Raw genomic sequence first — 12,989 nt, forward strand, 5'->3', positions numbered from 1 at the left:
AATTAGCCCGACCCTGGCTCGGGTCGGGCTAATTCACAACGGTTGTGACCGCAGACGCTGCCGCTGAATACTAACAGCATCAATGCACTGCAACGCGCTGGTTGGGCAGGCTTCTACACACGCCGGGCCCGTCTCACGATGCCAGCACAAATCACACTTAACCGCCTGCACCCGCGAGCGCTGTGCAACCACATTCATCGCCCCAAACGGGCAGACCAGCATACAACTCTTACAGCCAATGCAACGCGCCTGTTCAACGAAGATATGTCCACGTTCGCGACGAATAGCGTGGGTTGGGCAGACATTGGCACAGGGTGCATCTTCACATTGGTGACAGCTAACCGCCGTGGTAAACGCATCGTCTTTAATAACCCGAATGCGCGGGGTAAAGGCGCTGGAAGAGACCGCTGCGCAATCCTGGTTTTCCTGATGTGCGACGACGCAGGCCACTTCACAGGTACGACATCCAATACATTTCGCCGCATCCGCCATAATAAACCCGTTCATTGCCTTCTCCGTCGCCGTTAAAAACCACAGAGTGCCAGAGAGGCTGTCCCTGTCGCTTTGATCGGACAGGGGAAACGGTTAAATTTTGTCAGGTATGTGATCAACTCTGGCGTTTCGCCTAATCGCGAACGGTAAAGCCCAGTTCATTCGAAATTGCCTGAGCGGTCTCCCGCAGCGGCTCGAGTAAATTCTTCTCCCCAACCTGCTTCAGGCGAGAAGTGGAGAGTGAAATTGAAACTGAGTACGGCACGCGGCCATGAATATCAAACACCGGCACCGCAATGCAGGACACGCCCAGCTCATTCTCTTCCCGGTCCATTGCCATGCTGCTTTCACGGATCTGCGCCAGCTCATCGTACATCGCCGGTAAACCAGTAATGGTATTGCGGGTCAGTGGCTGGATAAGCTCCTGGTGGCTCTCCCAGTAAGAGGCCACATACTCCGGATGACCAAACGCCATATAAATTTTGCCCATCGCAGAGCAATACAACGGCATATGCTGACCAATATAGGCGCGGGTCCGCAGCATACCGGTGGTGGGTTCCAGCTTATAAATCAGAATCGCGTGGTCATCTTCGCGACTGGAAAAGTTGATCGTTTCACCGGTGGCAATATTCAGCGCTTCAAGGTGCGGCGCGGCGACAGGGATAATATTCAGTGACGACAGCGCCTTCTGCCCAACAGCGATGAAAATGCAGATCCCGGCGATATTAGTCCATTCGCACGGCGCGAATGCGTATTACGGGCAAAGCTGACACCACACAGCAATCATATGGCTGTAATGCTATGACGGATGGCGACAGTTAGCGCCATCCGTCAACGTATCACGAAAAAATCGCCCTCTTCCATGAGGACAAACGGGTGAGGATCAGAAGCGCCAGCTCACCCCTGACAGGAAAGTGAAGCTGTCGTCGCGATCGACCATTGGGCTATTCTTAATATCATCCGGTAGCACGCTATAGTTGGCGCTTGCCAGTAACGTCAGATTAGTGGTTAACGCGTATTTAGCCGACAACCCGACATAGGGCGTCCAGCTATCGCCCGGGGAATAACTTGATAACCCGCTACGGCGGGATTCATTGCCAGATATACCGTAGTAATATTCGTTGAAATTTTCGTCATAATAAAGAACACCAACAGCCGGAGTCAGTGTCAGCTTACCCATCGGCATTTGGCGGAACAGAGACACTTCCCCTACCCAACCATTGCTGTTGTCCAGAACATCCGCCGCCGCGGAGACTTTTACGCTGCCCCATTTCTCATGGTGATACCATGCAGCACCGGCCATCGCGGTACTGTCTCGTTTGTCCAACTGCTTCATTGCATGATCGTCGTTATCGGCAGGGTCAAACTCCAGCGGCATCCACGAAGCAGTAAGACTAAATTCATTACTTTTACTCTTCGACAGAATATAGCCTAACGTTGTTTGCCTAAAATAAAATGATTCACTTTCATAACTGACAAGCGGTACTGCGTGAACATTATCATTATATCCACGATAAGGCGATTCATTATATACAGCGCCACCGCCAATAGAAAATTCTGCGGCTGTCGCACTCGCCATAAAAGAAAAGGCAAATAGCGCCACAATATTGCGTTTAATTAACATGCCAACATTCCATTTTAAAATAAGCTACAAAGCGCGTGCATAATAATGCTTACAATTTCGTCGGTGCAACATCCATATTTATATAGTAATATATACAAACATATATATATTGGGTTTGGCGATGAACAAATTACAACTCAAACACCGGGAGCTGAAGATCATTTCAGTCATTGCTGCCAGTGAAAACATCAGTCACGCTGCCACCGTTCTCGGCATCGCACAGGCCAACGTCAGCAAATATCTTGCTGATTTTGAATCAAAAGTTGGGTTAAAAGTCTTCGACAGAACCACCCGACAGCTTACCCTGACACCGTTTGGGACAGCACTACTGCCCTACATTAATGACATGCTGGATAGAACCGATCAGTTAAACAATTTCATTGCGGATTATAAGCATGAAAAGCGTGGTCGCGTAACAGTATATGCACCGACAGGAATAGTGACATACTTATCGCAACATGTTATTGCAAAAATCCAGAATATTGGCGGTATTAGTCTTTCGCTAAAAACATATAATCTGGAGCGTAAAGCATTTTATGAAGGCGTCGATTTCCCTGACGACTGTGATATTTTAATTACCTATACACAACCTAAAGATGAGTCATTGGTTGCCAGTTTCATTACTAAATATGCGGTTTCTGCTTTTGCCAGTCAGGAATATCTCAATAAACATCCTATCAGTAGTCCTGAGGAACTGGAGGGTCATTCCTGTATTCTTATTGATTCAATGATGATTGATGACGCGAATATCTGGCGATTCACCTCAGGCAAAGGTAAAGAATTACAGGACTATCGTGTAACGGGGAATTACGTCTGCGACAATACGCAGTCGGCACTGGCATTGGCACGTAACCATTTAGGCATTGTTTTTGCGCCAAATAAAAGCGTGCAAAAGGATACCCAAGCCGGAATGTTGGTTCCGTGCTTCTCTGAACAGCATGAGTGGTGGCTGGATCTTGTGGCCATTTTCCGCAAACGCGAATATCAGCCCTGGCGAGTACAGTTTATTCTTGATGAGATGTTAAATGAGATACGCCTGCAGCTTACTCAGGCGCAGCAACAGTCGCCTGAGTAAGCGAGAAAGGTAAGCCAATAGCCGACGTTTAGTGGTCGAGATACAGGTAATGCACCCAACTGGTCATACGCAGCAGGACTTTGCGCATCACTGAGACATGGGCAAAATGGTCTGAGTAGACCGCGACCTGGGCGTAAATACCATCAGGCAGCGCATTCAAATCCACATTCTCATTCAATTCGATTGTGGCAATCACCCCTTCTGAACCAGGCGTAGAATTCAAAGATTGCAGCGCCCCATTCGACTGATATGTCCCTCCCGGAACGGCTGGGCTAATAGCCGCCAGCTTACCGCTAAACACTTTACCCGGCAGTGCATTAAACACCACTTCAGCTTCATCGCCGGGTTCCAGTCGCAGCAAAGAATTTTGGCGGAACTGGGCGATAATTTGCCGTTTTTGATCCGGGATAAACACCATTACCGGGCGCATCGGCAGTGCAGCGGCATAGGTTCCTGGCCGCATCAGCACCTGTGTAACGTAACCATCACTGGGTGCGCGAACCACGGTTTGGTCAAGATTAAACTCCGCTTCAGCCAGCTGTGCTTTCAGGCTGGCAATTTGCGAATTTTCACCCAACACCAGGCTGTCTAACTGACTCTGTATTTGCTGTTGTTCGGCAATCGAGGATTTTACCGACGCTTCCTGCGCCAGATAGTTTTGCCGCGCCGCATCAATATCGCGTTCAGAGAAAGGATTCACCTTCGCCTGACTCCCCTGCGCATAGCGTTGGTAATCTTTCGCCAGCTTGTCACGTGTGGCTTTCGCCCGCTGCGTATTTGCAGCCATTTCATCCAGCTGCGCAGCAAGAGCCTGCTCTTTATGCTGTGCCGTGACAATGTCGGCTTTCAGGCGGTCAACCCGCGCCTGATAACGCCCCGGATTCAGTTTAAACAGAACTTCGCCTTTTTTAATCAACGTGTTCTTCTTATCCGTGACTTCCGTTACCACTCCTGTTACTTGCGGCACGACGGGAATAGAAATTACCGCCTTTTGTGCTTTAAATGTATAAGGGTGGTTATAATTCATCAGTAATATAAGACCACACACAATAAATATGCCACCCAATGCCGCGGTAGGTACGGTCCATTTATTGACAGGGATTTTAAAAATTTTAAATACCGACCATGCGCAAGCCACATAGGTCAAAACGATCAGTAAATCCATCGATATTACTCCGCCGGAGAGGGGGTCGCCTCACCCAGTTTCTTTTCCAAATCTGCTACCCGCGCCTGAAGCTGGGTCAGGGAAGAGTCAACACTCTGACTTTGCATGCCCCACCCACGCTCCGGGCGATAAAGCGTTGCCCAGATCCATAAAAAAGGCCAAATCACATGCAATGTAAACAAACTTACCCAGCCAGCAACATGTATTGCATCGGCATGTGGATGGTTACGTTTTTTTGCGATTAAATAAGGGATATCATGCAAAATAATAACCCCATAAAAAATAACCAGGAATACAAAGATAAGCACTCCTAGTGCAAAATAATCAAGAAACATATTTGCCTCAGAGATTTAAAATTAATAATTTCGGATGCTGATTGTTTTCAACAATAGAGTTGATAATACTAGTGGCATGACCAGATCGCATGCAATGGTCTTATTTATATAACGATATATGAGTTTATATATACCTGCAGAAATGCGGAAGGCCCGGCTCGCTATGCGATACCGGGCAATGATATGACATGAGATTAAAACAGTCCCAGCGGTTTATCCGAGTAGCTCACCAACAGGCACTTGGTTTGCTGATAATGCTCGAGCATCATTTTGTGTGTCTCGCGCCCGATGCCCGACTGCTTATAGCCGCCGAACGCGGCATGGGCCGGGTAAGCGTGGTAACAGTTGGTCCAGACACGGCCTGCCTGAATACCGCGTCCCATCTTGTATGCTAAATTACCGTTGCGACTCCAGACGCCGGCGCCTAGCCCATATTGCGTGTCATTGGCGATTTCCAGCGCCTCATCCATGGTTTTAAAGGTAGTGACCGCCAGTACCGGGCCAAAGATCTCCTCCTGAAAAACACGCATGTTGTTCTTACCGAACAGAATGGTAGGTTCGAGGTAGTAGCCTTCTTTTAGCTCACCCTCCAGCTGCTTACGCCGTCCACCGGTCAGAACATCCGCCCCTTCTTTCTTACCAATATCGATGTAATTCAGAATGGTTTCCAGTTGACCATGGGAAACCTGCGCCCCCATTTGTGTGATGCTGTCTAGCGGGTTGCCGCTGCGGATACTCTCTACGCGACGAATCGCTCTTTCCATGAAACGTTCGTAAATAGATTCCTGTACCAGTGCGCGGCTTGGGCAGGTACATACCTCACCCTGGTTAAATGCAAATAACGCGAAGCCTTCCAGCGCCTTGTCGAAGAACGCATCTTCTTCATCCATCACATCAGCAAAGAAGATATTTGGCGACTTACCGCCCAGTTCCAGCGTGACCGGGATGATGTTTTGCGTTGCGTACTGCATGATCTGCTGCCCGACTTCCGTCGAACCGGTAAACGCCACTTTCGCAATGCGTTTTGACGTTGCCAGATACTCCCCGATTTCCCCACCCGCACCGTTGACCACGTTCACCACGCCCGGCGGGAGCAAATCACCGATGACTTCCATCAGCAGCAGGACCGACAGCGGCGTCAGACGCGCAGGTTTGAGTACTACGCAGTTCCCCGCCGCCAGCGCAGGCGCCATCTTCCAACTCGCCATCAGCAGTGGGAAGTTCCACGGAATAATTTGCCCTACCACGCCAAGAGGTTCGTGGAAGTGATACGCCACAGTGTCGCTATCAACTTCACTGATTCCCCCTTCCTGTGCGCGAATACAGGAAGCGAAGTAGCGGAAATGGTCAATGGCCAGCGGCACGTCAGCGGCGCTGGTTTCGCGAATCGGTTTGCCGTTATCCCAGGTTTCTGCGGTGGCCAACAGCTCCAGGTTTTGCTCCATACGGTCGGCAATTTTGAACAGAATCGCCGCCCTGTCCTGCACCGAGGTATGTGCCCACTGCTCTTTAACTTTATGCGCAGCATCCAGTGCCAGGTCGATATCCTTTTTGCCGGAAGAGGCCACTTCGCACAGTAATTGCCCGGTGACTGGCGTCAGATTCTGGTAATACTCACCGTCCACCGGTGCGACCCAGTCGCCGCCGATAAAGTTATCGTATCGCGCCTTTAACTTCAGGGGGTAACCATACTCGCCGGGATAAATACGCGTTGAAGGGGGGTTATTGGTCATGACCGTCTCCTTGCTGTAGGGGTATTACAAAGGTAGACGGGACTGGCGAATTATTCGCCAGCCTTTTACGGCTTTACGACAGATATCACGAATTACATTGCTGCGCGGTAGATCGCCATGATGTCCTCATGGGTCGCCTGGATCGGGTTAGTAAAGCCACAGGCATCTTTCAGGGCATTGGTCGCCAGCACAGCAAAGTCTTCTTCCTTAACGTTCAGCTCACGCAAACCTGCCGGAATTTTCACTTTCTGGGCCAGTTTGCGGATTGCCGCGGCGTAACATGCTTATCCACAATCGCCATTTTGATGTGGCGTACTTCGTCGGTAATGATGCCAAAACGGGTCATTTCAGATGCCGTTCCTGCAGCGCTTTTTGAATTTCACTCGCCATACCGAGTTTCGCCAGCATGGCATCCGTGGCAATTAACGTACGACGAAATCCATATTCTGCCATTGTACGATCCTTAATTACTCAAAAGAGCCAGGAAGCATACGAGTGATAATCCCAACAAAATATGATCGTGGTTGTTATTTTAATAGCATCAGAAATTAAAAAGCACATTAGTGTTCGTAACCTAATGTGCTTATTTAAATCAATGTTTATTTTGTATTAATTCATCTTATTCCCGAATTAATTATTTCGTTACTTTTCAGGGAACAATAATGCATCGCGTAATAAATGATCATTTCCCCGACGACGAGTAAAGCCGATACGGTCAAAATATTCCAGAATCTGGATAGCCAGTTTGCGTCCGACATTGAGTCTGTCGCGAAAATCGGCAGCGCAGGTCGACCCTCTTTCCTGATCCAGTTCGCGGATCAGATTCGCAAAGGCCACAATCCGATCGTTACGGTAGTAGCGATCTTTGACGATCGCCGTAATAATGCCTTGCTGCGCCGCCTGCCGTAGCGCCAGACGCATCGCCTGCTCGTCCGTAGCCGTGGTTTTCGCCAGATCTCGCACCCACCACGGCTCATCACCAAACAGAGGTTCTACTTTTTGCCAGATAGCCCGCTGCTCATCGCTGAAACCGGCCTTATGATCTGGCAAATGTAACCAGCCATGATGGCTATGAATAGCACCGCTATCGCGCATCTTTTCAATCAGCAGCAGGACCAGCGCTTCATCTTCCATCGGCAGGGCCATACGACGCAGGCGTTCACGTCCAGGCCCTGGCTCATCACGATGTTGCTCATGGTAGGTCGCCAGCGTATCCAGAATCTTACGTTGCCAGCGTGCAGCAACGGGCGCATTCAACAGACTATACCCGGCGCGAATAAATCCATGTTGCTCAATCAACGGACGCATGCCGTCACCATTGAGCTGGCGTGCCCACGCGAAATCGGGAATGTTCACCGCGCCGCGCGTCAAATGCAATGCCAGCGCTTCACCATTATTCTGTGCACTTTCCAGCGCCGACAGCCACTGTAAATACTCCGGCTTACGCTTCCCACGACGCGGTGGATTCAGTGTCACAACACGTGCGCCTGCCAGCGTCGTACGGGCAGAAATATCACGCAGCACCAGCCTGTCGTTATCAGCCAGCCACAGCGGTGTATCAAACACCAGTTCCGCCAGCGTCCCTTCGAGCAATGAGATGCGACCGGTCACATGGCTGGCTGCGTGGTGGATATGTAGCGGCTGCCACTGCATCAGGGGGGCCGAGTGTTCTAAAGAGACAATGACGCGTGAAAAGGCCTCCGGCGGCGCATCAGCAAGCAACCAGTCACCACGGTTAATCTCTTCTTTTTCCGCATCACCGGCAATGTTCAGCGCAATTCGCTGTCCGGCGTGAGCATGTTCGGTCGGCTGATTTTGCGCATGCAGGCTACGTACGCGCATCGGTTTGTTAACCCCGGTCAGCCACAACGCATCCCCGACGTTCACTTCTCCGCTGAGCGCCGTTCCCGTGACGACCAGACCTGCGCCTTTTACCGTGAAAGCGCGGTCAATGGCCAGGCGGAAGGTGTGATCGCGGGCCAGCTCACGCGGCGTCAACTGTAGCAAATGGTCACGCAGCGCTTCGATACCACGGCCTTCACTGGCGGCCGTCACGAACAGTATCGCATCGGCAAAACCATAGTTACCCAGCGTGGTTTGCACTTCAGCACGTACTTCGTCAATGCGTGCTTCATCGACGCGATCGGCTTTGGTCAGCGCCACGGTAAGCTGTGGGTTGCCTGTCAGTTGCAGGATTTGCAAGTGTTCACGCGTTTGCGCCATCACGCCATCATCACAGGCCACCACCAGCAGCGCGTGGTCGATACCACCGACACCCGCCAGCATGTTGGACAGAAACTTTTCGTGGCCAGGGACATCGATAAATCCCAGTACCCGCCCATCCGGCTGCGGCCAGTAGGCATAGCCGAGGTCGATAGTCATGCCGCGCTTTTTTTCTTCCGGCAGTCGGTCGGCATTCACGCCGGTAATCGCCTGTAATAACGTTGTTTTTCCGTGGTCAACGTGTCCGGCGGTTGCAATAATCATTTCAGCATCATCTCCATAAACCGGGTCTCGTCTTCAAGGCAGCGCAGATCCAGCCACAAGCGACCATCATAAATTCGCCCAATGACCGGCACGGGCAGCAGACGCCAGCGGGCGGCCAGCGCTTCGAGGCGGCTTCCACGCCCGTCATGCGGGGCAAAGGTTAATGCCGCGCTCGGCAGCCTATCAACCGGTAACGAGCCGCTGCCAATCTGCGACAGGCAAGGCATGACATTCAACGCAAACTCGGCACCATAATGTTCTGTCAGTTGTGCTTGTAATCGTAGTGCCTGCTCGTGGATCGCCTCTTTCGTGCGGGTGAGCTGGCGTAGTGTTGGCAATTTCTCCGCCAGCGCTTCTGGGTGCAGATAGAGCCGCAGCGTGGCTTCCAGCGCTGCCAACGTCATTTTATCAGCCCGTAATGCACGTTTCAGTGGGTGTCGTTGTAAGCGGGCGATCATCTCTTTTTTACCCACAATAATGCCAGCCTGCGGCCCGCCCAACAGCTTGTCACCAGAGAAACTCACCAGGCTCACACCGGCGGCAATGAGCTGCTGCGGCATCGGCTCCTGCGGCAAACCATACTGACTGAGATCGACCAGCGAGCCGCTACCCAGATCCGCCACTACCGGCACATCCAGCTCCTGACCAATAGCGGCCAACTCAGTTTCATCCACCGCTTTCGTAAAGCCTTCAATGCTGTAATTACTGGTATGTACCTTCATCAGCAGGCCCGTATTTTCATTAACCGCCTGGCGATAATCACTGGCATGGGTACGGTTGGTGGTGCCAACCTCGCGCAGGATACATCCAGCCTGAGACATCACGTCGGGAATACGAAACGCGCCGCCAATTTCGACCAGCTCGCCGCGTGATACCACCACGTCTTTGCCCGCCGCGGTGGCCGCCAGCATCAGCAGAACCGCAGCAGCATTATTATTGACGATACAGGCATCCTCCGCGCCGGTCAGGCGGCAGAGTAAATCCGCCAGCGCCCGGTCGCGATGTCCACGCCCGGCATCAGTCAGGCTGTATTCCAGCGTCACCGGCGTACGCATCGCCTGCACCACCGCAGCAATCGCCTCCTCAGCTTGTGATGCACGCCCAAGATTGGTATGCAGCACAGTCCCCGTCAGATTAATAACCGGACGCAGTGCACTTTGTGATTCTCGCTCTAGCCGGGCGCTAGCCTCTTGCGCCCAGTCTTCCCCCCATGCTGGAAGCGCCTGCGTGTCGCGAATCGCCTCTCTGGCTTCATCGAGCATATGACGCAGCAGGTCCACCACGCGGGTATGACCGTGGGACTCACGTAAAACCTGGAAGGCGCTATCGCGCAGTAAACGATCGATAGCAGGAAGCTGGCTGTAGAGTGAACGCATGTCGGTTGTCATGAAAGGGCCTGGCTGTTGGTGGCCCCCTCCACCGTGGAGAGGGATATCGATATGCAGGGGATTGTACCGTGACTTTACTCAGGCGGACATAATACGCATCAAGCCTTTGGCGGTTCTGTGCGGGCGAAGCTTTCTCGTTGAAAGAGTGTTTCCACCAGTTTGACCAGACGTGGTCGGTCAACACACCAGCCAGGTGCAACCCGACGAAAATTGAGATAGCCCACAGCACAGGCAATCGCAATCGTTGCCAGATTAACCGTATCCGTTTTCAGCGTACCGTCCGCCAGATAACCTTCCAGCACATCCAGGCTGCGGGTAATTTTTTCGCGCTGGCGTAGCAATTCAGTTTCTGACTGCTGCGCAGCGGGGCGCGCCTGCTCACGTACCGACACCAACCCGGCATCCATAATACCGTCCGCCAGTGCTTCCAGTTGCCGTACTTTCAGCGCTGCCAGCGGCTCACGCGGAAGCATAGCGGGTGCAATATCCAACAGCTCTATATATTCAGCAATGATCGGTGAATCAAACCAGTACTCTCCCTCATCAGTGACCAGCGCGGGCACTTTGCCTAACGGGTTATATCGCGCCACGCCGTTTTCCGCGTTATAGGGGAGTTCATTAACGAATTCGAAGGTGATGCCCTTTTCCAGCAACAGAATAGAAATTTTACGCACAAAAGGGCTGGTATAGCTGCCAATGAGTTTCATGCCGTGTCCTTTTTGCCAACAAAAAAGCGGTGTCCAACGAATGTCTGGACACCGCTTAGTATGGCTCAGGCCACGACAAATGGCAGGTGATGACGGTCTCAATGATCCAAATAAAGATAATGCATCCAACTGGTCATACGCAGCAGCACTTTACGCATCACTGACACGTGAGCGAAATGGTCGGAATAGACCGCCACCTGGGCATAGATACCGTCCGGTAGTGCATCCACATCAGCATTGGGAGCCAGCTCAATCGTGGCCAGCACGCCATCGGTACCTGGCACCACCGTCAGGGACTGCAACGCTCCCTGAGCCTGATAAGAACCGCCTGGCACAACCGGCAGAATGCTGGTGAGCTTGCCGGGGAATACCTGGCCTGGCAGCGCGTTGAAGACGACTTCCGCTTCATCACCCGGTTTAAGACGCAGCAGCGAGTTCTGGCGGAATTGCGCCACGATTTGCCGTTTTTGTTCAGGAATAAACACCATCACCGGGCGTAGAGGCAGCGCGGCGGCGTAGGTCCCGGGCCGAATAAGCACCTGCGTAACATAGCCGTTGCTGGGGGCACGGACGATAGTCTGCTCAAGATTGTATTTGGCTTCAGCGAGCTGAGCGCGCAGAGACGCGACCTGAGATTGCTCCCCGTTGACCATACTGTCTAACTGACTCTGAATCTGCGTCTGTTCGGCAACAGAGCCTTTTACCAGCGCATCCTGTGCCAGATAGTTCTGCCGGGCGTTGTCGATATCGCTTTCAGAAAATGGATTAACCTTCGCCTGGCTACCCTTCAAATAGCGTTGATAATCTTTATACAGGCGGTCGCGTTCAGCGGAAACGCGGGTGGTATTAGCGACGGCTTCAGAAAGTTGGGCTTTCAGATTGTCGATATTGTGCGTGGCGGTCACCAGGTCGGCCTGCAGTCGGTCCACTCGCGCCTGATAACGCACGGGATCGAGTTTAAATAACACCTCGCCTTTATTAATCAGCTGATTATTTTTATCTGTCACCTCACTCACAATTCCCGTGACCTGCGGGGTTACAGGAATTGAAATAACCGCCTTTTGCGCCGTAAAGGTATACGGGTGGTTATAGTTCATTAATAAGATGAGTCCCGCCACAATAAACACCCCACCTAACGCGGCGGTGGCAAGCGTCCATTGGTTTACCGGAATACGGAATATTTTAAAGATGGCCCAGGCAAATGCCACGTAAGTCAGGACAATCAACAAATCCATGATCAAATCTCCGGAAAGGTGGAGTTATCGTCTTTTTTCTCCCCATCCAGTCTTTTTTCCAACTGGGTGATACGCGTAGCCAGCGCGGCAATTTCAGGGTCAGGTTCCTTCCCGGTCGGCGTAATGTGTGACTGCATCCCCCAGCCTCGTTCTGGCTGATAGAGCGTGGCCCAGATCCACAGGAACGGCCAGATAACATGCAGTGTAAAAAGACTCACCCAACCCGCCGTATGGATGGCATCGGCATGGGGATGGTTACGCTTCTTAGCCATGTTATAGGGAATATCATGGATGGCGATGATTCCGTAAAACAGAACCAGAAAAACGAAGATCAGCACACCTAACGCGAAATAGTTTAGAAACATACCCGCCTCGTATTCACGCTAATCAGAGCTTTCAATTGCAGGCAGCCGAAAGGAGTCATGGCTGGTAATTTGAACATAATTGCAGTTCGTCATTTCCGCCATACCACCAGGGTATAAATTTGCAGGTTGACGGCTCGCGAGGTAGCGGCAAGAAATGGGTGATGAAACAGAATCCGCGCAAGATCACACCAGGAGAAATCCAGACAAATATTTATTGCGAAGTAGATCACAAATACCCAACAAACAGTCAAAGCAAAAACGTGAACAACTTCACATTTAAGTGCCTTTTACAGCCCATTCTCGGGTGGTGATGTTTTTTTATACCGGTAATTTGTGATCAAAATCACATTAAGTAATACCGTGAACCCTATATTTACGTGATA

At 51.5% G+C, this 12,989-nt stretch carries 11 protein-coding genes and 2 pseudogenes; 1 reads left to right on the forward strand and 12 read right to left on the reverse strand.

What is annotated here, in order from left to right; all coding sequences use genetic code 11:
- Positions 1 to 33: 33 nt before the first annotated feature.
- The 3 genes and pseudogenes from OGX95_RS14640 to OGX95_RS14650 form a co-directional block, all read right to left on the reverse strand.
- Positions 34 to 507: a 4Fe-4S dicluster domain-containing protein gene (locus OGX95_RS14640; RefSeq protein WP_286629962.1), complete on the reverse strand. Its 474-nt coding sequence runs from the start codon at positions 505 to 507 to the stop codon at positions 34 to 36.
- Between the two features lie 118 nt (positions 508 to 625).
- Positions 626 to 1,198: pseudogene (gene yiaJ, locus OGX95_RS14645) on the reverse strand (IclR family transcriptional regulator YiaJ); the annotation flags it as partial.
- 177 nt (positions 1,199 to 1,375) lie between these two features.
- On the reverse strand, positions 1,376 to 2,116 hold the full coding sequence (locus tag OGX95_RS14650; RefSeq protein ID WP_286629963.1) for a MipA/OmpV family protein: 741 nt from the start codon (positions 2,114 to 2,116) through the stop codon (positions 1,376 to 1,378).
- Between the two features lie 121 nt (positions 2,117 to 2,237).
- On the opposite strand from OGX95_RS14650, the gene OGX95_RS14655 reads away from it, so the two are divergent.
- Complete coding sequence (locus OGX95_RS14655; RefSeq protein WP_286629964.1) at positions 2,238 to 3,191, forward strand: LysR family transcriptional regulator; 954 nt, start codon at positions 2,238 to 2,240, stop codon at positions 3,189 to 3,191.
- Positions 3,192 to 3,219: 28 nt separating this feature from the next.
- Here OGX95_RS14655 and OGX95_RS14660 read toward each other — a convergent pair whose 3' ends face one another.
- The 9 genes and pseudogenes from OGX95_RS14660 to OGX95_RS14700 all read right to left on the reverse strand — a co-directional run bounded on the left by OGX95_RS14660 (position 3,220) and on the right by OGX95_RS14700 (position 12,606).
- Positions 3,220 to 4,356, reverse strand: a complete 1,137-nt coding sequence (locus OGX95_RS14660) for an HlyD family secretion protein (RefSeq protein ID WP_286629965.1) — start codon at positions 4,354 to 4,356, stop codon at positions 3,220 to 3,222.
- Positions 4,357 to 4,361: 5 nt separating this feature from the next.
- The gene (locus tag OGX95_RS14665) at positions 4,362 to 4,691 is read right to left on the reverse strand and encodes a DUF3302 domain-containing protein (RefSeq protein ID WP_286629966.1); all 330 of its coding nucleotides are present in this window, start codon (positions 4,689 to 4,691) and stop codon (positions 4,362 to 4,364) included.
- A 194-nt stretch (positions 4,692 to 4,885) separates the two neighbouring features.
- Positions 4,886 to 6,424, reverse strand: coding sequence for an aldehyde dehydrogenase AldB (aldB, locus tag OGX95_RS14670; RefSeq protein ID WP_286629967.1), 1,539 nt, complete (start codon positions 6,422 to 6,424; stop codon positions 4,886 to 4,888).
- A gap of 92 nt (positions 6,425 to 6,516) precedes the next feature.
- Positions 6,517 to 6,693: pseudogene (locus OGX95_RS14675) on the reverse strand (L-threonine dehydrogenase); the annotation flags it as partial.
- A gap of 373 nt (positions 6,694 to 7,066) precedes the next feature.
- Positions 7,067 to 8,911 carry a selenocysteine-specific translation elongation factor gene (selB, locus tag OGX95_RS14680; protein ID WP_286629968.1) on the reverse strand — a complete coding sequence of 615 codons (1,845 nt, stop codon included), beginning with the start codon at positions 8,909 to 8,911 and terminating at the stop codon, positions 7,067 to 7,069.
- Positions 8,908 to 10,299 carry an L-seryl-tRNA(Sec) selenium transferase gene (gene selA, locus OGX95_RS14685; protein ID WP_286629969.1) on the reverse strand — a complete coding sequence of 464 codons (1,392 nt, stop codon included), beginning with the start codon at positions 10,297 to 10,299 and terminating at the stop codon, positions 8,908 to 8,910. The genes selB and selA overlap by 4 nt, the downstream gene beginning before the upstream one ends.
- A gap of 98 nt (positions 10,300 to 10,397) precedes the next feature.
- Complete coding sequence (locus OGX95_RS14690; RefSeq protein WP_271454727.1) at positions 10,398 to 11,006, reverse strand: glutathione S-transferase; 609 nt, start codon at positions 11,004 to 11,006, stop codon at positions 10,398 to 10,400.
- 98 nt (positions 11,007 to 11,104) lie between these two features.
- A complete protein-coding gene (locus OGX95_RS14695; RefSeq protein WP_286629970.1) occupies positions 11,105 to 12,241 on the reverse strand; it encodes an HlyD family secretion protein in 1,137 nt (378 codons plus the stop codon).
- 2 nt (positions 12,242 to 12,243) lie between these two features.
- Entirely contained in the window at positions 12,244 to 12,606 is a 363-nt protein-coding gene (locus OGX95_RS14700; protein WP_286629971.1) for a DUF3302 domain-containing protein, read from the reverse strand.
- Between the last annotated feature and the right edge of the window lie 383 nt (positions 12,607 to 12,989).

The sequence above is a fragment of the Citrobacter sp. Cu233 genome (assembly GCF_030332225.1).
Taxonomy (GTDB): Bacteria; Pseudomonadota; Gammaproteobacteria; order Enterobacterales; family Enterobacteriaceae; genus Citrobacter.

Bases quoted from the DNA above. Each gene is read 5' to 3' on its own strand.
- OGX95_RS14640 (WP_286629962.1), bottom strand. From the start codon at position 507: ATGAACGGGTTTATTATGGCGGATGCGGCGAAATGTATTGGATGTCGT.
- OGX95_RS14650 (WP_286629963.1), bottom strand. From the start codon at position 2,116: ATGTTAATTAAACGCAATATTGTGGCGCTATTTGCCTTTTCTTTTATG.
- OGX95_RS14655 (WP_286629964.1), top strand. From the start codon at position 2,238: ATGAACAAATTACAACTCAAACACCGGGAGCTGAAGATCATTTCAGTC.
- OGX95_RS14660 (WP_286629965.1), bottom strand. From the start codon at position 4,356: ATGGATTTACTGATCGTTTTGACCTATGTGGCTTGCGCATGGTCGGTA.
- OGX95_RS14665 (WP_286629966.1), bottom strand. From the start codon at position 4,691: ATGTTTCTTGATTATTTTGCACTAGGAGTGCTTATCTTTGTATTCCTG.
- aldB (WP_286629967.1), bottom strand. From the start codon at position 6,424: ATGACCAATAACCCCCCTTCAACGCGTATTTATCCCGGCGAGTATGGT.
- selB (WP_286629968.1), bottom strand. From the start codon at position 8,911: ATGATTATTGCAACCGCCGGACACGTTGACCACGGAAAAACAACGTTA.
- selA (WP_286629969.1), bottom strand. From the start codon at position 10,299: ATGACAACCGACATGCGTTCACTCTACAGCCAGCTTCCTGCTATCGAT.
- OGX95_RS14690 (WP_271454727.1), bottom strand. From the start codon at position 11,006: ATGAAACTCATTGGCAGCTATACCAGCCCTTTTGTGCGTAAAATTTCT.
- OGX95_RS14695 (WP_286629970.1), bottom strand. From the start codon at position 12,241: ATGGATTTGTTGATTGTCCTGACTTACGTGGCATTTGCCTGGGCCATC.
- OGX95_RS14700 (WP_286629971.1), bottom strand. From the start codon at position 12,606: ATGTTTCTAAACTATTTCGCGTTAGGTGTGCTGATCTTCGTTTTTCTG.